Below are 21,155 nucleotides of genomic sequence, written 5' to 3' on the forward strand. Positions count from 1 at the left end.
GGCAACCGGCGGGAGGCGACGCTTCACCGGTGGGTTACAGGCTAACCCACCGTTTGCTCTCGCTGATCTGCGGGCTGATGCTGTTTGCCATGATGTTCGTGACGCTCATCGACGTGGTGGGGCGTTACCTGTTCAACAGCCCACTGCAGGGGGCGACCGAACTGACGGCGCTGCTGCTGGTCTCGACCATCTTCATTGGTCTGCCGGCTGTCTGTCTGGACGAGGATCACGTGACGGTCGATCTCGTCACGGATCATCTGCCGGCCGTCCTCCAGCCCATCCGTCGCGCCGTCATCCGCCTCCTGTCAGCGATCGTGCTCGCCCTCGTTGCCTGGCGGCTCTTCGCCTATGGCCACGATCTGGCAAGTTATGGCGAAACGACCGTCAGCCTCAGGCTTCCCGTCGCGCCCTTTGCCTATCTCTGCTCCGCAACCACGCTGGTTGCGGGTCTGATCACGCTTCGGCACGTCTTTTCCCGTTCCTGATCCGAAAGTTGACGCATGAGCTGGCCGATCGGATGCCTTCTCTTCCTGGCCCTGATGTTTTCCGGCATGCCGATCGCCTTTGCCATGGCGCTGGTCGGTGTGATCGGCACCATGTCGATCATCGGCATGGCTCCGGCCTTTGCGCTACTCGGCCAGACCTTCTTCGACAACGGGCGGGAATATTCGCTCTCAGTGCTGCCGCTGTTCCTGATGATGGGCAATTTCGTCGTGCAATCCGGCGTGGCGGATGACCTCTACAAGGCCGCGCATGCCTGGCTGCGGCACCGCAAGGGGGGGCTTGCGATTGCCACCATCCTCGCCTGCGGCGGCTTTTCCTCCGTCTGCGGCTCGTCGCTGGCAACAGCCGCGACGATGGCGAAGATCGCGCTGCCTTCGATGCGCCGTTATCGCTATCCGGACAGTCTCTCGACTGCCTCGATTGCCGCCGGCGGCACGCTCGGTATCCTCATCCCGCCCTCCGTCATCCTGGTCTTCTACGGCATCATCGCGCAGCAGGATATTGGCAAGCTGTTCCTCGCGGGCATCATTCCCGGCATCATCGGCATTGCCGGTTATGCGGCTGCCGTCGTTATTTCGGTCAGGCTGCGCGGGCTCGACCTGCCGACCGAGGAAAAACTGCCGCTGAAGGAGCGGCTGAAGGCGACCCGCGGGGTGAGCGGCGCTTTGCTCCTCTTCACCTTCGTGATGGGCGGCATCTATCTCGGCGTCTTCACCGCCACCGAATCCGCCGGCATGGGGGCTGCCGGCGCCATGCTCCTCACCATCCTCAAGGGCCGCTTCAAGCTGGAAGAGACCTTCCGTACCCTCTACGAAACGGCGAAGAACACGGCGATGATGTTCTTCATCCTGTTCGGCGCGCTGACCTTCACCAATTACGTCAACCTCTCCGGCATGGCCGCCGACCTGCAGGGCGCGCTCTCGGGCTTTGACAGCCCCTGGGCGATCATCTTCGTCATTCTCGCCATCTATCTCGTGCTCGGCTGCCTGTTCGAGAGCCTGTCGATGATCACGCTGACCGTGCCGATCTTCTATCCGGTGGTGGCGGGCGCCGGCTTCGACCTCATCTGGTTCGGCATCTTCGTGGTGGTCGTCACCGAGATCAGCTACATCACCCCGCCCGTCGGCATGAATGCCTTCGTGCTGCGTTCGGTGGTCAAGGATGTGCGGCTGGCCACCATCTTCTCCGGCCTCGTGCCCTTCGTGGCGGTCGATTTCCTGCGAATCCTGCTCCTCATCTTCGTGCCCATGCTGGCGCTCTTCATTCCCTCGCAGATGTGAGTGCCATCCGGCGATTGCATGTTGTGCGTCAGGCGCTTAGGGTCCGGGGCACGATATGGGGCAAGGTTCTAGGCGACCGCTGAAGTCCCCTCATCCGCCCTTCGGGCACCTTCTCCCCGCGGGGAGAAGGGGAGGCTGCGGCGTCGCGGTTCCCCTCTCCCCTTGGGGAGAGGTCCGCCGAGCGAAGCGGAGGCGGGGTGAGGGGATCGACGGTCACCGTCTTGCCCGACACCACAGGGAGAGGCCCATGGAGCTTCAGGGCAAGCGTATTCTGCTGATCATCTCGGGGGGCATTGCCGCCTACAAGAGCCTTGATCTCATCCGCCGCCTGCGCGAGCGGGGCGCAACCGTCAGGCCGGTGATGAGCCGCGCGGCGCAGGAATTCGTGACACCGTTGGCCGTCGGCGCGCTGTCGGCCTCCCATGTCTACACCGATCTCTTTTCCCGCGAGGACGAGCAGGATGTCGGCCATATCCGCCTGGCGCGCGAGTGCGATCTCGTCCTTGTCGCGCCGGCGACCGCCGACCTGATGGCCAAGATGGCGCATGGACTGGCGGACGACCTGCCGAGCGCCGTGCTGCTGGCCACCGACCGGCCGGTTCTCATCGCACCCGCCATGAACCCGGTCATGTGGAACGCCGCGCCCACGCGGCGCAATGTCGAAACCCTCAAGGCCGATAGCATTTCGATGATCGGGCCGATGAAGGGCGAAATGGCCGAAAGCGGCGAGGCCGGCACCGGCCGCATGGCAGAACCGCTGGAGATCGTCGCCGCCGTGCTGGATCTCCTGTCGCCGCAGGACAAACCGCTGGCCGGCAAACGCGCGATTGTCACCTCAGGTCCGACACATGAGCCGATCGATCCGGTCCGCTACATCGCCAACCGCTCCTCGGGCAAACAGGGCCATGCAATTGCCGCGGCCCTTGCGCGTCTGGGAGCCGATGTGACGCTCGTCTCCGGGCCGGTGACCATCCCCGATCCGGCGGGTGTCGCGGTGAACCATGTGGAGACGGCGGATCAGATGCTGTCTGCCGTGCTCTCAGGCCTGCCGGCCGATATCGCCGTGATGGTGGCGGCCGTGGCCGACTGGCGGGTCGTTTCCTCGGCGGGGCAGAAGATCAAGAAACAGCCGGGCGAACCGCCGGCCCCGCTTCAGCTTGCGGAGAACCCCGACATCCTGAAAACCATCGGCCACCATGCGAACCGCCCCGGTCTCGTTATCGGTTTTGCCGCGGAAACCCAGGATGTCGAGACGAACGGCCGCCGGAAGCTGGAAGCCAAAGGAGCCGACATCATCGTTGCCAATGATGTGTCGCCTGCCACCGGCATCATGGGCGGCGACCGCAACCGGGTGAAGGTGATCTCAAGAAGCGGCATTGAGCAATGGCCGGATCTTAGCAAGGACGAGGTGGCGGCCCGCCTCGCCGCGCTGATTGCCGAGCGCCTGTCCTCGACCGCCTGAGCGTCAGACGAAGCTGACGGCCAGCCCGCCGACTGCACCGAGCGCCAGCAGGGCGACCGGATGGGCGCGGGTGAAAACGGAAAGCGCTGCCGTCACACCCGTCAGAACGGCCAGCCAGAGGCTTGTCACCGAGGCGAGCGTGATGACGACCGCGCTGGAGGCGACCAGCCCCGCCGTCACCGGCAACAGCCCGGCCTGCACCGCCGCCCGCCAGGGGCGATCGCGAAAACGTTCCCAGACGGAGACGGCGAGGCAGGTGATCAGCGAGGACGGCAGGAATTTTGCGAGCGAACTCACCAAGAGGCCCGGCAGTCCGGCCACATGCCAGCCGATCAGCGGCACGATCATCATGTTCGGACCGGGTGCGGCCTGCGCCAGCGCAAACAGCGCGCTGAACTCCGCCGGTGTGACCCACTGCTGCACCTCCACCACGCGCCGCTGGATTTCCGGCAGGACGGCATAACCGCCACCAAAGGCCATGAGCGAGAGTTCGGTAAAGATCAGCGCCAGCGCGATCAGGGTTGCGGTCATCGTCCGCTCCTCCAGGAGAGAAGCACGGAGAATGGCGCCAGCACCAGCATGACGAGGATCAGCGGCAGGCGGAAAACGGCGATTGCCGCAAACAGCAGAACGACAACCAGAAGCGCGGCAGGCTTCTTCAGAAGCGGCTTCAGCATCTTCCACGCCATGCCGATCAGCAGGCCGGCGGCGGCGGCGGCCAGCCCGGCAAACACATGCTGCACATGCGGATCGCCACTGTAACGATCGTAGAGAACACCGAGCACGATCACGAAGGCCGTCGGCACCGCAGTAAGCCCAAGGATGCCGGCAAGCGCCCCGCGCCAGCCGCGGAACTTCATGCCGACCGCCACACTCATGTTGATGACATTGCCGCCAGGCAGGAACTGACAGAGACCGAGCAGATCGGAAAATTCCTGCGGGCTCAGCCAGTGTCTGTCCTCCACCAGCATCCGCCGCGCGAGCGGCAGCACGCCGCCGAACCCCATGAGGCCGATACCGAGGAAGCCGGCGAAGATCTGTCGTGTGGAGGGTATCGGGGCGAGATCCTGCTCTCCCGTATCGGCAATGGAGGTCATGGCGGCAGTCCTTCAATCACTGGATTGACGCAGTAGCCCCGCCGCCAGCATAAGTCCAATATATGCTTTTTGTTCTTTCCATATGCAGGAGATATGACGATGATCGAGATGCGGCACCTGCGTTATGCCGTGGCCATTGCCGATGAAGGCCATGTGACGCGTGCGGCCGAAAAGCTCGGCATCCAGCAGCCACCGCTCAGCCAGCAGATCCGGGCGCTGGAGAGGATGGTGGGAACGCCGCTGTTTCACCGCCTGCCCCGCGGGGTGGTCGCCACCGATGCCGGACAGGTCTTCGTTGCCCGGGCGCGGCAGATCCTCTCGGACCTGAAGGACGCCGTGGAGGAGACGCAACGCGCGGCACGCGGCGAAACCGGAACGCTTTCCATCGGCTTCACCAGTTCGGCCGCCTTTCATCCGCTGGTCTCGTCGGCGGTACGGGCCCTGCGGCTGTCGCTTCCCGATCTTCTGCTGCGGCTTGAGGAAGGCGCCACGGAGGAACTGACGGCCGACCTGATTGCCGGGCGGCTGGACGTCGCCTTCCTGCGAGGCGTCACCACGCAAGCGGCGCAGCTCAGCGTCGAGCAGGTTCACCAGGAAGACATGCTGCTGGCGGTGCCGGACGACCATCCGCTTGCCCATCCCCCGGGCACTGACCGGCCGGAACCGGTCGACCTGCGGGATCTGGCGGGTGAGACCTTCATTCTCTATCGACGCCAGAGCGGCCAGGGGCTCTATGATCGCATCATCGCGGCCTGCCAGCGGGCAGGCTTCAGCCCCAAGGTGGCGCAGGAGGCCCCGAAACTCGCCTCCACGCTCAGCCTTGTGGCCGCCGGGCTCGGCATCTCGATCATTCCGGAATCCATGGCGCGGCTGGAAACCTCGGGCATCGCCTATCGGCGCTTTCGCGAGAGCGCAGGGCTTCTCGCACCGCTCTATCTGGCCTGGCGGCAGGAGCCGGGGCGCGCGGTTCTGGAGCATCTGGTGCGCGAGGTGAAGGCGCGCGCCGCACTGCACGCCGCGCCCCCGGCCCGGTGACGGCTCAGGCCACGGCGGCCAGTCCTGCCGGCGAAAAGGCAGCCATCGTCATGCCGGCATCGGTCACCATCACGGCACTGCCGTCTGGAACCTCCGTCCAGGCATCCACATCGTCATTCAGCGGCTCCGACACCAGGCAGTAGCCGCCGCCCATCGGCGCGGCGTAGAGCGTCGGCGGCCGGTGGTCCGTCGCATAGCGGATGGCATAGAGCGCATTGCCATCGGAGAAGGCGGCGGTAAAGCGCACCAGCGTGCTCACCTCATGCTCGGCCGCCAGTTGCTCGATCACGCCGATGGCGCGCGAGACGGCGCCGACCGGGTCCTGCGCCATGCCGAATTCCTGGGCCAGCAGGAACAGCATTTCCGAATCCGTCGTGCCCGTGCGGGCGTGGAAGAGGTCGTCGGAGAGATAGGTTTCCATCTTCCGGCGGATCCTGTCGAAACCGGCAATCTGCCCATTGTGCATGAAGGACCAGCTGCCATGCACGAAGGGGTGACAGTTGTCGCGCCGTGTACTGCCATTGGTGGCGGCGCGCACATGCGCCAGAAACAGCGGCGAACGGATCTGGCGGGCAAGGCTGCGCAGATTGCAATCCGACCAGGCGGGCAGGATATCGCGGTATCGCCCCGGCTCCGGATGATCACCGTACCAGGCGATGCCGAAACCGTCGCCATTGGTCGCTGTCTTCGCACGGCTGGCACAATGGCTCTGTTCGATGAGCGAGTGGGCGGGCGAGGAGACAAGTTCCTCGAGATAAAGCGGATTGCCGCGATAGGCGGCCCAGCGACACATGGTTTTCCAGCTCCAAATCGCGCCGCGCAAGGCGGCGAATACCTGAAAGGATCGGCTCAAAATCTTAAGCGAGGGTTAGCACGCAAACGCCTGCATTCAAGGGCGATCCGGCAGCAAGATGTCGATTTCATGACGGCATTGCCATCCGGAACGGAGGCCTCCGCCCTTGTCATCAGTCGCTGGCGGCCTACATCTTGCCCCATGTTACCGACCGACACATCACGTGAAGCCGAAGCGGACGCTTCGCAACCGGATGGCCAGGCGCTCGACCTTTTGCGCACAGACCCGCACGGCCATGCGCTTTTTCTCGACATTGACGGGACACTGATCGATCTCGCCGAGACGCCGGAGGGCATCGTCGTGCCGCCGGATCTTGCCGATCACCTGCGCGCCGTGTCGCAACGGCTGGAGGGAGCGCTGGCGCTCGTCACCGGTCGCGCCCTTGTCTATGCGGACCAGCTGTTTCAGCCGCTGACCCTGCCGATTGCCGGCCTGCACGGGGCAGAACGGCGACGTGCGAATGGCTCCGTCGACAGCGTTTCGGCCGATCCGGCCTTCGGCGCGCTGAAGCGCTCGCTCGAACGCGTCACCGCCGACTGGAAGGGGATCCTGATCGAGGACAAGGGCGCCGCCGTTGCCGCCCATTACCGGCAGGCGCCGGAATGGCAGGCCGCGCTGGAAGCGGTGATGCATTCGGCGCTGGAGGAGGCCGGGCCGGATTATGCCCTGCAGCGCGGCAAGATGGTGATCGAAATCCGCCCGGCACGCGCCAGCAAGGGAGCGGCCGTCCGGGCCTTTCTGTCGGAACCACCGTTTGCCGGCCGCAAGCCGATCGCCATCGGCGACGACCTGACCGACGAGGCCATGTTCAAGGTGGCAAACGAACTCGGCGGCCGCTCGATCCGCATCGGCGAGCCGGCCGACGAGACCGCCGCAAAGACAATCATTCCATCCGCCGGCGCCCTGCGCGCCATGCTGAAGAGCCTCGCCGGGCCATGACCCGCCGATCCCACCAGAAGGAGCACCATCCTTGAGCCGACTTGTCGTGATATCCAACCGCGTTCCGATGCCGGAAAAGAACGGCACGGCGCCCGCCGGCGGCCTGGCCGTGGCGCTGCAGGCCGCGCTGGAAGAGCGCGGCGGCGTGTGGATGGGCTGGTCCGGCAAATCGAGCGGCACCAAAGATCCGGCGCCGCTGGAACTGACGGAGCGCGGCAACATCACCTACGCGCTGACCGATCTGACGAAGACGGACGTGGAGGAATATTACCACGGTTTTGCCAACCGCGTGCTCTGGCCGATCTGCCACTACCGGCTGGACCTTGCCGAATATGCCCGCAAGGAAATGGCCGGCTATTTCCGCGTCAACCGCTTCTTCGCCCATCGCCTGGCGCCGCTGCTGAAGCCGGACGACACGATCTGGGTGCATGACTATCACCTGATCCCGCTGGCCGCCGAACTGCGCCAGATGGGCATCAAGAACCGCATCGGCTTCTTCCTGCACATTCCCTGGCCGCCGGCCGACGTGCTGTTTGCCATGCCGGTGCATGAGGAGATCATGCGGGGTCTCACCCATTACGATCTCGTCGGCTTCCAGACCGACCACGATCTGGAAAACTTCCGCGGCTGCCTGGTGCGCGAGGGGTTTGGCAATGCCATCGGCGACGGCCTCTTCCAGTCGCACGGCCGCACCTTCAAGGGCGGCTTCTACTCGATCGGCATCGAAACCGCCGCCTTTGCCGATTTCGCCCGGAAGGCCGCCGGCAGCGTGATGGTGCGCAAGGCCCGGCAGAGCCTCGAAGGTCGCGATCTGATCATCGGCGTCGACCGGCTGGATTACTCCAAGGGCATCACCCAGCGCATCGATGCCTATGAAAGCTTCGTCTCGCGCAATCCCGGCCACCAGGGCAAGGTCAGCTATCTGCAGATCACCCCGAAATCGCGCTCGGAAGTGCCGGAATACGAGGCGATGCAGCGCACCGTCGCCGAACAGGCGGGCCGGGTGAACGGCGCGCTCGGCACCGTGGACTGGGTGCCGATCCGCTATATCAACCGCTCGATCGGCCGCCCGGTGCTGGCCGGTCTCTACCGGCTGGCGAAAGTCGGGCTCGTGACACCCCTGCGCGACGGCATGAACCTGGTGGCCAAGGAATTCGTCGCGGCGCAGGATCCGGAGGATCCGGGCGTGCTGGTTCTCTCCCGCTTTGCCGGGGCGGCCCGCGAACTGCGAGGATCGCTGCTCGTCAATCCCTATGACATCGAGGGTACGGCCAACGCGATCGCGCGGGCCCTCACCATGAGCCGCGACGAGCGCATCAACCGTTGGCGGGGGATGATGGACCACCTGCTGGAGCATGACGTGAAGCGGTGGTGCGACGACTTCCTCATCGACCTGACATCCGAGGTGGAAGATTATGCCGCCGCAAATGCCACGCTCAGCCACGCGCAGAGCTGATCCGTTCCCTCGTTCGGGTGGGAGGGCGGCAAAAGCCAGTATCCGCGGTCGGCAGCGCCAAGTTCAGGCCCCGTGACCACCAGCATGCCGCTGTCGATCAGCTGGTCGACAAGCCCCAGCCAGCCGATCGCCAGGCCCTGGTCGGCGAGCGCCGCCTGGATGACGAGGGCATAGGTGTTGAAGCAGAATTCGCCCTCATCCGGCGACAGATCATGGCGGGTGCCGAGCTCCCGCAGATAGCTCGCCCAGTCATACCACGGCGCCGATCCCAGCGTATCGAGATGCAGCAGCCGTGCACCGGCAATCTCGGCGGGGGTCGCAAGCGGTCCGTGGCCTGCGAGAAAGCGGGGCGTGCAGACCGGCGCAACCCGTTCCGGCAGAAGCAGGCTGCCGCTTGTGCCAAACTCCTCCCGCGTGCCGAACACCACGGCCACCTCTCCCTCCTCCACCACGAGGCCCGCATCCCGATGCGTCGCCACGATCTGGATATCGGCACCCGGATGCCGGCTGCGGAAGGCATGCACCCGCGGCATCAGCCAGAGCGTGGAAAAGGCGTAATCGGTGCGCAGCCGCAGGGCCGGACGGCTGGGGCGCTGCCGCAGGCTCTTCACCAGAACGTCAACCTCGTCGACGCTTTTCGACAGGATATCGAACAGGCGCCGCCCATCGGCGGTCAGCGCCACGCCGCGATGCTGCCGTTCGAACAGCGACACGCGCAACTGCTCCTCGATCCGGCGGATCTGATAGCTGACAGCCGGCTGGCTGAGGCCGAGCCTCTCGGCCGCCAGCGTCAGGTTTCCGGTTCGTCCGACCTCGCAGAACATCCTGATCCAGCCGAGATCCAGCGGTCGCTCACCCATAGAAATTCCTTTTGGCTGCGATTGAAAAACACCGCCTTCACAGGCCGCTTGCGGCCGATGTTCAATAAACTGCTCGAATAAATGGGGAACTGCAATGAAAACCACTTCGCGCATTTTCCGGCTTCTCGCCGGCATCAGCCTTTCCTTTGCCGCAGCGACCGGCGCCTTTGCCTCAGACGAGGCATCCTGCAAGACCATCCGGCTCTCCGATCCCGGCTGGACGGATATCACCGCCACCAATGCCACGGCTGCCGTGGTTCTCTCCGCGCTCGGTTACCAGCCCGATGTCAAGACGCTCTCCGTTCCGATCGGCTACCAGTCGATGAAGAACGGCGAGATCGACGTCTTCCTCGGCAACTGGATGCCGGCGCAGAAGGCCTTCATCGATGATCTCACGGCCGCGAAGGCAATCGAGGTGCTGGCCAAGAACCTGGAAGGCGCCAAGTTCACGCTCGCCGTGCCCTCCTATGTGGCGGACAAGGGGGTCAGGGATTTCTCCGATCTTGCCAAGCAGGCGGATGGTTTTGGCAGGAAGATCTACGGCATCGAGCCCGGCGCGCCGGCCAATGCCAATATCCAGAAGATGATCGACGCCAATGATTTCGGCCTGAAGGGCTGGGAACTGGTCGAATCCGGCGAGCAGGCCATGCTGGCGCAGGTGGAACGCGCCGGGCGCGACAAGGGCGACATCGTGTTTCTGGCCTGGGCGCCGCACCCGATGAACACGAAATTCAAGCTCACCTATCTTTCCGGCGGCGATGCCTATTTCGGTGCCAATTACGGCGGGGCGGAGGTCTATACGCTGGCGCGCACCGGCTGGCCGGCCAAATGCCAGAATGCCGCGGCGCTGTTCAGGAACATGCGCTTCGAGATCGGCATGGAGAACGAGTTGATGGGCGCGATCCTCGGCGGCGAAGACCCGAAGGCTGCGGCCACCGCCTGGCTGAAGGCAAACCCGAAGACGGTCGAACCCTGGCTCTCGGGCGTCACGACGCTGGATGGCAAACCCGCGCTTCCCGCGATCAAGACGGCGTTGGGTCTGTGATCACACCATGACGCAGCCCAATATCCTGATCCTGATGGTGGACCAGCTGAACGGCACGCTGTTTCCCGATGGTCCCGCCGAGTTTCTGCATGCACCGCACCTGAAAGAACTGGCGAAGCGCTCCGTGCGCTTCGCCAATACCTATACCGCAAGCCCGCTCTGCGCGCCGGCGCGGGCAAGCTTCATGTCCGGCCAGCTGCCGAGCCGCACCCGCGTCTATGACAATGCAGCCGAATTCGCCTCGGATATCCCGACCTATGCGCACCACCTGCGCTCGGCCGGCTATTACACGGCGCTCTCCGGCAAGATGCATTTCGTCGGGCCGGATCAGTTGCACGGTTTCGAGAAGCGGCTGACCACCGACATCTATCCCGCCGATTTCGGCTGGACACCGGACTATACCAAGCCCGGAGAACGCATCGACTGGTGGTACCACAATCTCGGTTCCGTCACCGGCGCGGGGATCGCCGAAATCACCAACCAGATGGAATATGATGACGAGGTGGCCTACCATGCCACCGCAAGGCTCTACGATCTGTCCCGCCGCAAGGACGCGCGCCCCTGGTGCCTGACCGTGAGCTTTACCCATCCGCACGATCCCTATGTGGCGCGCCGCAGATACTGGGACCTTTACGAGGACTGCCCGGAGCTTGACCCGCCCGGCCCGATCCCCGCCTTCGAGGCGCTCGACCCGCATTCCAGGCGCCTGCTGGAGGCCTGTGATTTCCGCGCCTTCGACATCACGCCGGACCAGGTGCGGCGCGCACGGCGCGGTTACTTTGCCAACATCTCCTATGTCGACGACAAGATCGGCGAGATCCTCGACGTGCTCGAGCGCACGCGCATGGCGGACAACACCATCATCCTCTTCGTCTCCGACCATGGCGACATGCTGGGCGAGAAGGGCTTGTGGTTCAAGATGTGCTTCTTCGAAGGCTCCGCCCGCGTGCCGCTGATGATCGCGGCGCCCGGCTGGCAGCCGGCCTGTATCCCCCAGCCTGTGTCGACGCTGGACGTCACACCGACCCTCGCCGGTCTTGCCGGGCTGGACCTCTCCCGCATCCGGCGCTGGACAGACGGCGAGGATCTTGCCCCGCTTGCCGAGGGCCGCGGCAGCCGCGGTGCCGTGCCGATGGAATATGCGGCCGAAGGGTCCATCGCGCCGCTGATCGGCCTGCGCGACGGCCGCTACAAGCTGACGCTCTGCGACGCCGATCCGCCGCTGCTGTTTGATCTGGACACCGACCCGCACGAGCGCGACAACCTGGCGGAACGGCCGGAACATGCCGGAACCATGATCCGAATGACCGGTGCCATGCTGGCGCGCTGGGATCTGCGCCGCTATGACGAGGCGGTGCGCGAAAGCCAGGCGCGGCGCTGGGTGGTCTACCGGGCGCTGCGCAACGGCGCCTATTTCCCCTGGGACTACCAGCCGCTGCAAAAGGCGTCCGAGCGCTACATGCGCAACCACATGGATCTCAACGTGCTGGAGGAGAACCAGCGTTTTCCGCGGGGGGAGTGACGCGCTCTTGCCTCTCTGGCTGGCATCCTCGCACAAGGCGGCAGGGCTCTCGCATATGGGAAAACCCCCTCTGTCCTGCCGGACATCTCCCCCACAAGGAGGAAGACCCTTTGCGGCGCCCGCCGGCGCTTCGATCTGCTTGGGCGGGTCGGCTGAGTTAAAGCCCTCCCCCTTGTGGGGAGGGTTGGGAGGGGAAGCCCCTCACGCCGCCTTGGCGACGTGATATTCCTTGATCGCCACCATCTTGATCGCCGGATAGCGTTCCGACTCGTAGCGCAGCGAGAACGAATCCTGCGCCAGGAACACCGGATCGCCGTCGAGATCGCGGGCAATGTCGCCGCGCTTGACGGTGAGGAATTTGTCCATCTCCGCCTTGTTGTCCGACGAAATCCAGCGGCAGACGGAAAAGCGCGACATTTCGAAGGAAACCGGCAGGCTGTATTCCGCAGAGAGCCGTTCCTTCAGCACGTCGAGCTGCAGGGCGCCGACCACGCCGACGATGGCGGGCGAGCCGTCTTCCGGCGAAAACAGCTGCACGACGCCCTCTTCCGCCATCTGCTGCAGGGCTTCCTTCAGCTTCTTGGCCTTCATGGCATCTTCGAGCCGCACGCGGCGCAGGATTTCCGGCGAAAAGTTCGGCACGCCCTGGAAGACGAGGTTCTCGCCTTCCGTCAGCGTATCGCCGATGCGCAGCGTGCCGTGGTTCGGAATGCCCACCACGTCCCCCGCATAGGCCGTATCGGCCAGCTGGCGCTGCGAGGCGAAGAAGAATTGCGGCGCCGTCAGCCCCATCTGCTTGCCGGTGCGGGCCAGACGCGCCTTCATGCCGCGTTCCAGCTTGCCGGAGCAGATGCGGGCAAAGGCGATACGGTCGCGGTGGTTGGGGTCCATGTTGGCCTGGATCTTGAAGACGAAGGCCGTCATCTTGTCTTCCGCCGCATGCACGGTGCGCACATCCGCCACCTGGTCGCGCGGCGGCGGCGCGAACGCGCCGAGCGCGTTGATGAGGTCGCGCACGCCGAAATTGCGCAGCGCCGAGCCGAAGAAGACCGGTGTCATGTGGCCTTCGAGGAAAGCCTGCTTGTCGAAGGGACGGCAGGCCTCGCGCGCCAGTTCCAGCTCGTCGATGAAGGCATCGCGTTCGTTTTCCGGCAGGTTTTCCGCCACGCTTTGCGGACCGTTGACCGGCATCGGCTCCACCTGCGTGTCGGAGCTGCGATAGGTGTTGTTGGCGAGGTTGTAGGAGCCGCAGAAATTCTTCGAGCGGCCGACCGGCCAGGTGATCGGCGCCGTATCGAGCGCCAGCTTCTCCTCCACCTCGTCGAGGATCTCGAAGGTATCGCGCGCTTCGCGGTCCATCTTGTTGACGAAGGTGATGATCGGAATGTCGCGCATGCGGCAGACTTCGAACAGCTTCAGCGTGCGCGGCTCGATGCCCTTGGCGCCGTCGATCACCATCACCGCGGCATCCACCGCCGTCAGCGTGCGATAGGTGTCGTCGGCAAAGTCCTCGTGGCCGGGCGTATCGAGAATGTTGAAGATATTGCCTTCATATTCGAAGGTCATCACCGAGGTGACGACCGAGATGCCGCGCTCGCGTTCGATCTTCATCCAGTCCGAGCGGGTCTGGATGCGGTCCTTCTTCGCCTTCACTTCACCAGCGAGCTGGATGGCGCCGCCGAACAGCAGCAGCTTTTCCGTCAGTGTCGTCTTGCCCGCGTCCGGGTGCGCGATGATCGCGAAGGTTCGGCGGCGGGAAACCGCCTCGGCAATGCTTTCGGCCATGTCGTGCAAATCCTTTGAGTTGCCGCGTATCTAGCGATTTTGGGCGCTTTATGCAATTGACCGGCAAACACAGGAAGGAAACCGTCCCATGCGCGATATCATCGGCCCCGCCATCAAGCTCATCCGCCTGCCGCATGGCGAGGGGATCGACCTGCCGGCCTACGAGACACGCGGCGCCGCCGGCATGGATGTGCGCGCCGCCCTGACCGAGCCGATGACGCTCGTACCGGGACAAAGGGCACTGGTGCCGACAGGCTTCGTCTTCGAAATTCCGGAAGGCTTCGAGGTGCAGGTGCGCCCGCGCTCCGGCCTAGCCTTCAAGAACGGCATCACCTGCCTGAACACGCCCGGCACCATCGACAGCGATTATCGCGGCGAGGTGAAGGTGCTGCTCGTCAATCTCGGCGACCGGGATTTTATCATCGAGCGCGGCATGCGCATCGCGCAGCTGGTTGTTTCCCCGGTGGTGCAGGCGCAGGTGCAGGAAGCCGACGGCTTCAGCGAGACCGCGCGCGGTGCCGGCGGCTTCGGGTCGACAGGGGTCTGACGAAGCGCCGGCCGGGCTTTGGCCGACGGCCAGAGCCCTACTTCGCTCCGGCCTTGTCCGCCCAGGATGGCGGCGCGCCCACCGCGCTTGCCACGAAACCGCCGACGCCCGGCGCCCGGCCGAAGGCGTCGCAGGCCGCATATTTCGGCGCCCCGCCCAGTTGCGATTTCAGCCGCTGGCCGGAGGGCAGGTCGAGATCGATTCCCGCCGGTCTTTCACCCTTCACCAGCATGCGCGAAAATTCGCCGGCAAAGGTGCCGGCAAGGCCGTAGGCATCGCCGATCTCGGAAACGCGCGGGCTGTTGGTGATGGAATTGGCACCGCGCGACCAGACGATGGCGGCCCGCTGCTGGCCGGCCGCATCGACCGCCTCCGCCTCCACGGCAAGGCCACCCAGCCCGATCGGCAGGCGCGGCACGCCCACGGGCAGAACCGCCGAGGAGCCGAGCGTCGCAACCTTCGATACGCCGGCGGCGACCTTGCCGGTCGGCACGATATCGGTGATCGTCGCCCTGACGGTCAGATCCGCCGTCTCGCCCGGCGGCACCACCCGGTACCGATCGCTGAGGCCGATGCAGAGCGCGCGGTCCAGCGCATTGGCGACCAGTCTGTCCTGGGCGGGCTCATTGACCTCGGCGGCGGCACCGGGCGCAATCCTCGCCGGCTCTATCGACACGGATCTTGCCGCGAGAAGCGCTGGCGTATCCGCGAAGCTGCGCGATTTCGTAACGCGCCCCTCCACCGGGCCGAGGCGACTGTAGGAGGTCAGCGATCCAGCCTCCTTGAGGGGGACCGAACTGCAGCCCGCCACGCCGAAACCGAGCATCAGCAGAGCCGGTGCCAGCGTGCCGCGTCGCAGCCCCGCCCCTTTCGGCGATTGCGGCACGGATGCAACGGAACGGACATGGTGCCCCAACGGGTTCGTGCGGCAGCGTCCCGGCATCCGGGCTCGTGACAGGCAGGTCAAGATCGTGTCTGGCAAGATGTTCTCCGTCGCCCGCAGGCTCGTTCCATTCAGTACCGTTTGGTACCTTAAATCGAATGCCGCTTGGACGGCAGCATTTGGCTTTTTTTGGGGCAATGCGCGGGCTTTCCTGCCGCCCGGCAATCTGGCGGATTTGCCATTGCCGATCGGCCCGCAATGCGGCATGAGAGCCGCAGGGAGATCCATCATGACGCTGACCACGCTCTTCACCTATGCACTCGCCCTGTTCATCGCCGCCGCCATTCCGGGGCCGGGCATGACAGCGATCGTGGCACGGGCGCTCGGCTCCGGCTTCCGCCCCACCTTCTTCATGGGCCTTGGCCTCATCCTCGGCGATCTGGTCTATCTCACCGCGGTGGTGCTGGGGCTTGCCATCGTGGCGCAGAACTTCACCACGCCCTTTCTGATCATCAAGTATCTCGGCGTGCTCTATCTCTGCTACATCGCCTGGAAGCTCTGGACGGCCGGCCTGCTGCGGCAGGATATCGAGGCAACGCGCGGGGCAACCGGTGGCATGGCCTTTCTCTCCGGCCTGCTGGTGACGCTCGGCAATCCGAAGACCATGCTGTTCTACGTGGCGCTGGTGCCGACCCTGCTGCCGCTGGAGAAGATCGGACCCGGCGATTATGCCGCCCTGGTGGCGACCACCTTCATCGTGCTGATGGCGGTGCTTCTGCCCTATATCCTGCTCGCCTCCAAGGCACGCGACCTTCTGAAGAAGCCGAAGGCGCTGCAGGCGCTCAACCGCTCCGCCGCCGGGATCCTGGCCGGGACCGCGGCCTATATCGCCGCTCGCTGAGCCCTCGCGCATCTTCCGGAAGGCTGCAGCGACGCATTTGCGCCGCGAAGGCGGCGAACAGGCGTATCGGAATGCGCCGGCACAACCGGATGACGGGCAAAGATTTTTCCGCAAGCGGGGCGATTGCGCAAAGACAGCCCCTCGCCGTCCTGGCGGTTCGGCCCTAATGTCGTCTGCAATGACAGTCTCTGGGAGAAACACCATGTCCGACACCGCCAAGCCCGGCCGCGGCAAGATCTATGCCTCCATCATCGACACCATCGGCAATACGCCGATCGTGCGTCTCGACAAGCTGGCCAGGGAAAAGGGCGTGAAGGCCAATCTTCTGGCCAAGCTGGAATTCTTCAACCCGATCGCCTCCGTGAAGGACCGCATCGGGGTTGCCATGATCGAAAGCCTGGAAGCGCAAGGGCGGATCGCGCCCGGCCGCACGACGCTGATCGAACCGACCTCCGGCAATACCGGCATTGCGCTCGCCTTCGCCGCCGCCGCCAAGGGCTACCGGCTGATCCTCACCATGCCGGAAACCATGTCTGTCGAGCGTCGCAAGATGCTGGCGCTGCTTGGCGCCGAACTGGTGCTGACCGAAGGTCCGAAGGGAATGAAGGGCGCCATTGCCAAGGCCGAGGAACTGGCCGCCAGCCTGCCGGACGCCATCATTCCCCAACAGTTCGAAAACCCGGCCAATCCGGAAATCCACCGCCAGACGACGGCCGAGGAAATCTGGAACGACACCGACGGCAAGATCGATCTCTTCGTCGCCGGCATCGGCACCGGCGGCACCATCACCGGCGTCGGCCAGGTGTTGAAGGCCCGCAAGCCGGACCTCAAGGTGTTTGCCGTCGAACCGGCCGAATCCCCGGTGCTCTCGGGCGGCGAACCCGGCCCGCACAAGATCCAGGGCATCGGTGCCGGCTTTGCTCCGAAAATCCTCGACACCTCGATCTATGACGAGGTGGTGACGGTTGCCAGCGCCGACGCCATCGAGATGGCCCGCCATGTCGCCCGCCTCGAAGGCGTTCCCGTCGGCATTTCCTCCGGCGCCGCGCTGACCGCCGCCATCCGCATCGGCCAGCGTCCGGAAAACGAGGGCAAGAACCTCGTCGTCATCATTCCCTCCTTTGCCGAGCGCTATCTTTCGACGGCGCTGTTCGAAGGGCTGGGTGGATGATCGAGCGAATAGCGAATAGCGAATAGCGAATAGCGAATAGCGAATAGCGAATAGCGAATAGCGAATAGAAAAATCCCCATCGGCGATGTTTCGGCAAGACGGGTTCGGCCGCCGATGGGATGGAATATCTGAACAGTGGTTCCTTGCCTGAAGCGACGATGCAAGCCGCGCCGTGCCGCCGCCTCAGGTCATCATCAGGGCTGGAAAGCGCAAGATGCCCTCCGGCAGGGCGTCACCACGCCAGAACATGTAGGCCTCAGGCCAGGGAACCCGGTTCAAACGCTTCACCATCGCGCCTTCGCGGGGCACGAAACCCAGCTCAATCCGCCCGCCAAGCGGGGCCGCAACCGACAGCAGCAGGTCCGGGTCGGGCAGTCCGTCCTGCGAAAGCCAGTCGCAGAGCATAACCCCCTCGTCTGCCGCATCAACGAAAGCCAGCCCCCGTCCCTCTGGCAGAACATGGGCGGCAACATCCGTGTTCAAGAGATGCCAGAGCAGGATGGAGGCATCTGGCCGCGCCGAAAGCACGCCTCCATGCGCCCCAGCCCTCTCACACCAGCTGATCAGCAGGGCCCGGTCCTCCGGCCTCTCCGGATCGAGGCGTCGCCCGGGAGAATTCGTGGTTTCGCCGCCCGGCGGAAGATCGAGAAACAGGCGATCCGGTATCAGGCGCCGAAAGCCGAAGCGTGGATAGAAATCGGCCACTGAGGGATTGCCAAACAGCAGAACAGGAGCGCCTTCACGATCCGCCTCCGCAAGCACATGGTCCAATAGCCGGCGCGCGAGCCCCCGCCGGCGATCCTGCAGGCGGGTTGCAACGGCTCCCAGCTGGCGCACCGGCACGGGTCCGCCCTCGCCCGACCGTCCGTCCAGCACGGTCACGCCGATGGTGGCACAGATATCCTCCCCCTCGGACAGGGCAAAGACTTCATAGCGGTCGCCCCAGCCACCGCATCTTGCCCAGCCGGCAAAATTCCTGATGTCGAAAACAGATTCCAGATGAGCAAAAAAGCGGTCATGCCATTCAAGAGCGTGCCTGTCGATGCGCCGCAGTTCCAAGCCCTGTCCTCACCTTTTGACGACGAAGTCGTGGCTCCTCACGCCGCTGCAGTCAAGCGTTCTCCCGCGATCCGGTAGGAGATCGCCTCGGCGAGATGAATGCGGCCGACCTTGTCCTCGCCGTCCAGATCGGCGAGCGTGCGGGAGACCTTCAGGATGCGGTGATAGCCGCGGGCGGAGAATTTCAGCTTTTCCGCCGCGTCGCGCAGCAACTGCATGCCGGCCGCGTCGGGGGCGGCGAAATCCTCGATGAGCGCCGTCGAGCAGCGGGCATTGGTGGAAATCTCAGGCAGGCCGGCGTCGGCGAAACGCTGCAGCTGTCGCTCGCGGGCGCGGGCGACCCGCGCCGCCACCGTGGCGCTGCTTTCGGCCGGGCGCGGGCGGATGAGGTCGGCAGCCGAGACCGCCGGCACGTCGATGCGGATGTCAATACGGTCCATCAGCGGTCCCGAGATGCGGCTTTGATAATCGCTGACGCAGCGCGGGCCGCGTGCGCAGCTATGGCCCGGTTCGCCCGCCATGCCGCAGCGGCAGGGATTCATCGCCGCCACCAGCTGGATGCTGGCCGGATAGGACACCCGGTGATTGGCCCTGGCAATCACGCATTCCCCCGTCTCCAGCGGCTGGCGAAGCGCATCCAGCACCTGCGGCGCAAATTCCGGAAATTCGTCGAGGAACAGCACGCCGTGATGGGAAAGCGATGCCTCCCCCGGTTTCGCCCGCAACCCTCCGCCCACCAGCGCCGCCATGGTGGCGGAATGGTGCGGCGTGCGGAACGGCCGGCGGTCGGACAGCTTGCCGCCCGACAGCTGCCCGGCGATGGAATGGATCATCGACACTTCCAGGAGTTCGGCGGCAGAAAGCGGCGGCAGGATCGAGGGCAGCCGTGCCGCGAGCATGGACTTGCCCGAGCCGGGCGGGCCGACCATCAGCAGATTGTGCCCGCCGGCCGCCGCCACTTCCAGCGCCCGCTTGGCGCTTTCCTGCCCCTTGATGTCGGCGAGATCCGGCAGATTGGCGGCCGGCGCACGGATGGCCGGCTGCGGACGCGCAAGAACCTGCGTACCGCGGAAATGATTGGCGAGCGCAATCAGACTGCGCGGCGCGAGAATGTCGATATCGGACCCGGCCCAGGCAGCCTCGGCGCCGCTGTCGGCCGGGCAGATCAGTCCCTTGCCGAGCGCATTGGCGCCGATCGCCGCCGGCAACGCACCCGCCACGGCCGCCAGCGTTCCATCGAGGTTCAACTCGCCGAGCACCACATAGCTCGACAGCGCCTCGGCGGGAATGGCGCCGAGCACCGCCATCAGGCCGAGCGCGATCGGCAGGTCGAAATGCGAGCCCTCCTTGGGAAGATCGGCGGGCGCGAGGTTGACCGTCACCTTCTTTGGCGGCAGCGCCAGCCCTGAGGCATGCAGGGCCGCCTGCACCCGTTCGCGGCTTTCGGCCACCGCCTTGTCCGGCAGGCCGACGATCTGCATGCCGAGCTTGCCCGGCCCCACCATGACCTGAACATCGACGGGCACCCCCTCGATGCCCTGGAATGCAACCGTGCTGACGCGCGCCACCATGCCCCACCTGCCCCCTGGCGGGCGCCTGCGTTCCACAGATATCGGTTGTCTGGGCGCCCTTTCTGCAATCAAGCACAGTTGCAGGTCTAAAACAAGAACATTCGCGGAACGATTTCGCGCCCCAAATGTATTAGAATTTTCTTTAGTTGCACTCGAGGAACAAAAAAGCGCCAGAACGGAAACGCCCCGGCGCATGGCAACAAGTTGAATTTCAATCAGCTTCTTTTGACTTCGATGGCATCCCACAACAGGGCCGCGACATCGGCACCGCCGAATTTCTTCACTTCCCGAATGCCGGTCGGCGAGGTCACGTTGATCTCGGTCATGAAGTCGCCGATCACGTCGATGCCGACGAAGAGGAAGCCGCGTTCGCGAAGGGCAGGCCCGATGCGTTCGCAGATCTCCTTTTCGCGCGCCGTCAGTTCGGTCGCTTCGGCGCGGCCGCCGACATGCATGTTGGAGCGGGCGTCATGCTCGGCCGGCACGCGGTTGATGGCGCCCACCGCCTCGCCATTGACGAGCAGGATGCGCTTGTCGCCCTTGCGCACCGCCGGCAGATATCCTTGTGCAATGAAGGGTTCGCGATACATCTGGCCGAACATTTCGAGCAGCGAGGAGAAATTGCGGTCGTCGCGTGCCGAGTGGAACACGCCTGCGCCGCCATTGCCGTAGAGCGGCTTCAGGATGATGTCGCCCAGTTCCTCGCGGAAGCGGGCAATCTCGCCGATGTCGCGGGTGATCAGCGTCGGCGGCATCAGATCGGCAAATTCGGTGACGAAGATCTTCTCCGGCGAATTGCGCACCCAGGCCGGATCGTTCACCACCAGCGTCTTCGGATGCAGGCGCTCCAGCAGATGGGTGGAGGTGATGTAGGCCATGTCGAAGGGCGGGTCCTGCCGCAGATGGATGACATCCATGCTGGACAGATCGACACGCTCACGCTCGCCAAGCGTGAAGTGACTGCCCTTCTCGTCGCGCACCGTCATCGGCTCCACGGCGGCAAAGATGCGGCCGTCGCGCATGGTCAGCCGGTCGGGCGTGTAGTGATATAGTTCGTAGCCTCGCGCCTGCGCCTCCAGCGCCATGGCGAAAGTGGAATCGCCGGCGATGTTGATGCCGGACACATGGTCCATCTGGAACGCGACTTTGCGGATCTTGGCCATACCCTGTCCCTCTTGAATTGCC

At 64.8% G+C, this 21,155-nt stretch carries 20 protein-coding genes; 11 read left to right on the plus strand and 9 right to left on the minus strand.

What is annotated here, in order from left to right; all coding sequences use genetic code 11:
• Positions 1-29: 29 nt before the first annotated feature.
• The 3 genes from KLP42_RS19865 (at position 30) to coaBC (ending at position 3,246) form a co-directional block, all read left to right on the plus strand.
• On the plus strand, positions 30-485 hold the full coding sequence (locus KLP42_RS19865; RefSeq protein WP_215568689.1) for a TRAP transporter small permease: 456 nt from the start codon (positions 30-32) through the stop codon (positions 483-485).
• A 15-nt stretch (positions 486-500) separates the two neighbouring features.
• A complete protein-coding gene (locus KLP42_RS19870; protein ID WP_215568690.1) occupies positions 501-1,784 on the plus strand; it encodes a TRAP transporter large permease in 1,284 nt (427 codons plus the stop codon).
• 247 nt (positions 1,785-2,031) lie between these two features.
• Positions 2,032-3,246: a bifunctional phosphopantothenoylcysteine decarboxylase/phosphopantothenate--cysteine ligase CoaBC gene (gene coaBC / locus KLP42_RS19875; protein WP_215568691.1), complete on the plus strand. Its 1,215-nt coding sequence runs from the start codon at positions 2,032-2,034 to the stop codon at positions 3,244-3,246.
• Positions 3,247-3,249: 3 nt separating this feature from the next.
• On the opposite strand, the gene KLP42_RS19880 is transcribed toward coaBC, so the two are convergent.
• Positions 3,250-3,777, minus strand: coding sequence for a chromate transporter (locus KLP42_RS19880; protein ID WP_215568692.1), 528 nt, complete (start codon positions 3,775-3,777; stop codon positions 3,250-3,252).
• Positions 3,774-4,343, minus strand: a complete 570-nt coding sequence (locus KLP42_RS19885) for a chromate transporter (protein ID WP_215568693.1) — start codon at positions 4,341-4,343, stop codon at positions 3,774-3,776. Before KLP42_RS19885 ends, KLP42_RS19880 begins: the two co-directional genes overlap by 4 nt.
• 99 nt (positions 4,344-4,442) lie before the next feature.
• On the opposite strand from KLP42_RS19885, the gene KLP42_RS19890 reads away from it, so the two are divergent.
• Entirely contained in the window at positions 4,443-5,378 is a 936-nt protein-coding gene (locus tag KLP42_RS19890) for a LysR family transcriptional regulator (RefSeq protein ID WP_215568694.1), read from the plus strand.
• A 4-nt stretch (positions 5,379-5,382) separates the two neighbouring features.
• On the opposite strand, the gene KLP42_RS19895 is transcribed toward KLP42_RS19890, so the two are convergent.
• Positions 5,383-6,171, minus strand: a complete 789-nt coding sequence (locus tag KLP42_RS19895) for a class II glutamine amidotransferase (RefSeq protein WP_215568695.1) — start codon at positions 6,169-6,171, stop codon at positions 5,383-5,385.
• A gap of 201 nt (positions 6,172-6,372) precedes the next feature.
• Here KLP42_RS19895 and otsB point away from each other — a divergent pair, with 201 nt between their 5' ends.
• Positions 6,373-7,170 (plus strand): trehalose-phosphatase, encoded by a 798-nt coding sequence (otsB, locus tag KLP42_RS19900; protein ID WP_215568696.1) that lies wholly within the window; start codon positions 6,373-6,375, stop codon positions 7,168-7,170.
• Positions 7,171-7,201: 31 nt separating this feature from the next.
• Complete coding sequence (otsA, locus tag KLP42_RS19905) at positions 7,202-8,626, plus strand: alpha,alpha-trehalose-phosphate synthase (UDP-forming) (RefSeq protein ID WP_215568697.1); 1,425 nt, start codon at positions 7,202-7,204, stop codon at positions 8,624-8,626.
• Here otsA and KLP42_RS19910 read toward each other — a convergent pair.
• Positions 8,584-9,486, minus strand: a complete 903-nt coding sequence (locus KLP42_RS19910) for a choline sulfate utilization transcriptional regulator (RefSeq protein WP_215568698.1) — start codon at positions 9,484-9,486, stop codon at positions 8,584-8,586. The two genes, otsA and KLP42_RS19910, sit on opposite strands and share 43 nt — an antisense overlap.
• Before the next feature lie 94 nt (positions 9,487-9,580).
• On the opposite strand from KLP42_RS19910, the gene KLP42_RS19915 reads away from it, so the two are divergent.
• On the plus strand, positions 9,581-10,531 hold the full coding sequence (locus tag KLP42_RS19915; protein ID WP_215568699.1) for a choline ABC transporter substrate-binding protein: 951 nt from the start codon (positions 9,581-9,583) through the stop codon (positions 10,529-10,531).
• Positions 10,532-10,538: 7 nt separating this feature from the next.
• Entirely contained in the window at positions 10,539-12,053 is a 1,515-nt protein-coding gene (gene betC / locus KLP42_RS19920) for a choline-sulfatase (RefSeq protein WP_215568700.1), read from the plus strand.
• 201 nt (positions 12,054-12,254) lie between these two features.
• Here betC and KLP42_RS19925 read toward each other — a convergent pair whose 3' ends face one another.
• A complete protein-coding gene (locus tag KLP42_RS19925; protein WP_215568701.1) occupies positions 12,255-13,838 on the minus strand; it encodes a peptide chain release factor 3 in 1,584 nt (527 codons plus the stop codon).
• 88 nt (positions 13,839-13,926) lie between these two features.
• Here KLP42_RS19925 and dut point away from each other — a divergent pair, with 88 nt between their 5' ends.
• Positions 13,927-14,385 carry a dUTP diphosphatase gene (dut, locus tag KLP42_RS19930; RefSeq protein WP_215568702.1) on the plus strand — a complete coding sequence of 153 codons (459 nt, stop codon included), beginning with the start codon at positions 13,927-13,929 and terminating at the stop codon, positions 14,383-14,385.
• 37 nt (positions 14,386-14,422) lie between these two features.
• Here dut and KLP42_RS19935 read toward each other — a convergent pair whose 3' ends face one another.
• Positions 14,423-15,328 (minus strand): DUF3313 domain-containing protein, encoded by a 906-nt coding sequence (locus tag KLP42_RS19935; RefSeq protein WP_502941326.1) that lies wholly within the window; start codon positions 15,326-15,328, stop codon positions 14,423-14,425.
• 229 nt (positions 15,329-15,557) lie between these two features.
• Between KLP42_RS19935 and KLP42_RS19940 the strand changes: the two genes are divergently transcribed.
• Positions 15,558-16,169 carry a LysE family translocator gene (locus KLP42_RS19940; protein ID WP_215568703.1) on the plus strand — a complete coding sequence of 204 codons (612 nt, stop codon included), beginning with the start codon at positions 15,558-15,560 and terminating at the stop codon, positions 16,167-16,169.
• Positions 16,170-16,371: 202 nt separating this feature from the next.
• A complete protein-coding gene (gene cysK / locus KLP42_RS19945; protein WP_215568704.1) occupies positions 16,372-17,340 on the plus strand; it encodes a cysteine synthase A in 969 nt (322 codons plus the stop codon).
• Between the two features lie 183 nt (positions 17,341-17,523).
• Here the strand turns inward: cysK and KLP42_RS19950 are convergent, their stop codons facing one another.
• The 3 genes from KLP42_RS19950 to gshB all read right to left on the minus strand — a co-directional run bounded on the left by KLP42_RS19950 (position 17,524) and on the right by gshB (position 21,133).
• On the minus strand, positions 17,524-18,399 hold the full coding sequence (locus tag KLP42_RS19950) for a GNAT family N-acetyltransferase (protein ID WP_215568705.1): 876 nt from the start codon (positions 18,397-18,399) through the stop codon (positions 17,524-17,526).
• A gap of 38 nt (positions 18,400-18,437) precedes the next feature.
• On the minus strand, positions 18,438-19,970 hold the full coding sequence (locus KLP42_RS19955) for a YifB family Mg chelatase-like AAA ATPase (RefSeq protein ID WP_215568706.1): 1,533 nt from the start codon (positions 19,968-19,970) through the stop codon (positions 18,438-18,440).
• A 215-nt stretch (positions 19,971-20,185) separates the two neighbouring features.
• Positions 20,186-21,133 (minus strand): glutathione synthase, encoded by a 948-nt coding sequence (gene gshB, locus KLP42_RS19960; RefSeq protein WP_215568707.1) that lies wholly within the window; start codon positions 21,131-21,133, stop codon positions 20,186-20,188.
• Positions 21,134-21,155 lie beyond the last annotated feature (22 nt).

Source organism: Rhizobium sp. CSW-27 (assembly GCF_018760785.1).
Classification (GTDB): domain Bacteria; phylum Pseudomonadota; class Alphaproteobacteria; order Rhizobiales; family Rhizobiaceae; genus Neorhizobium.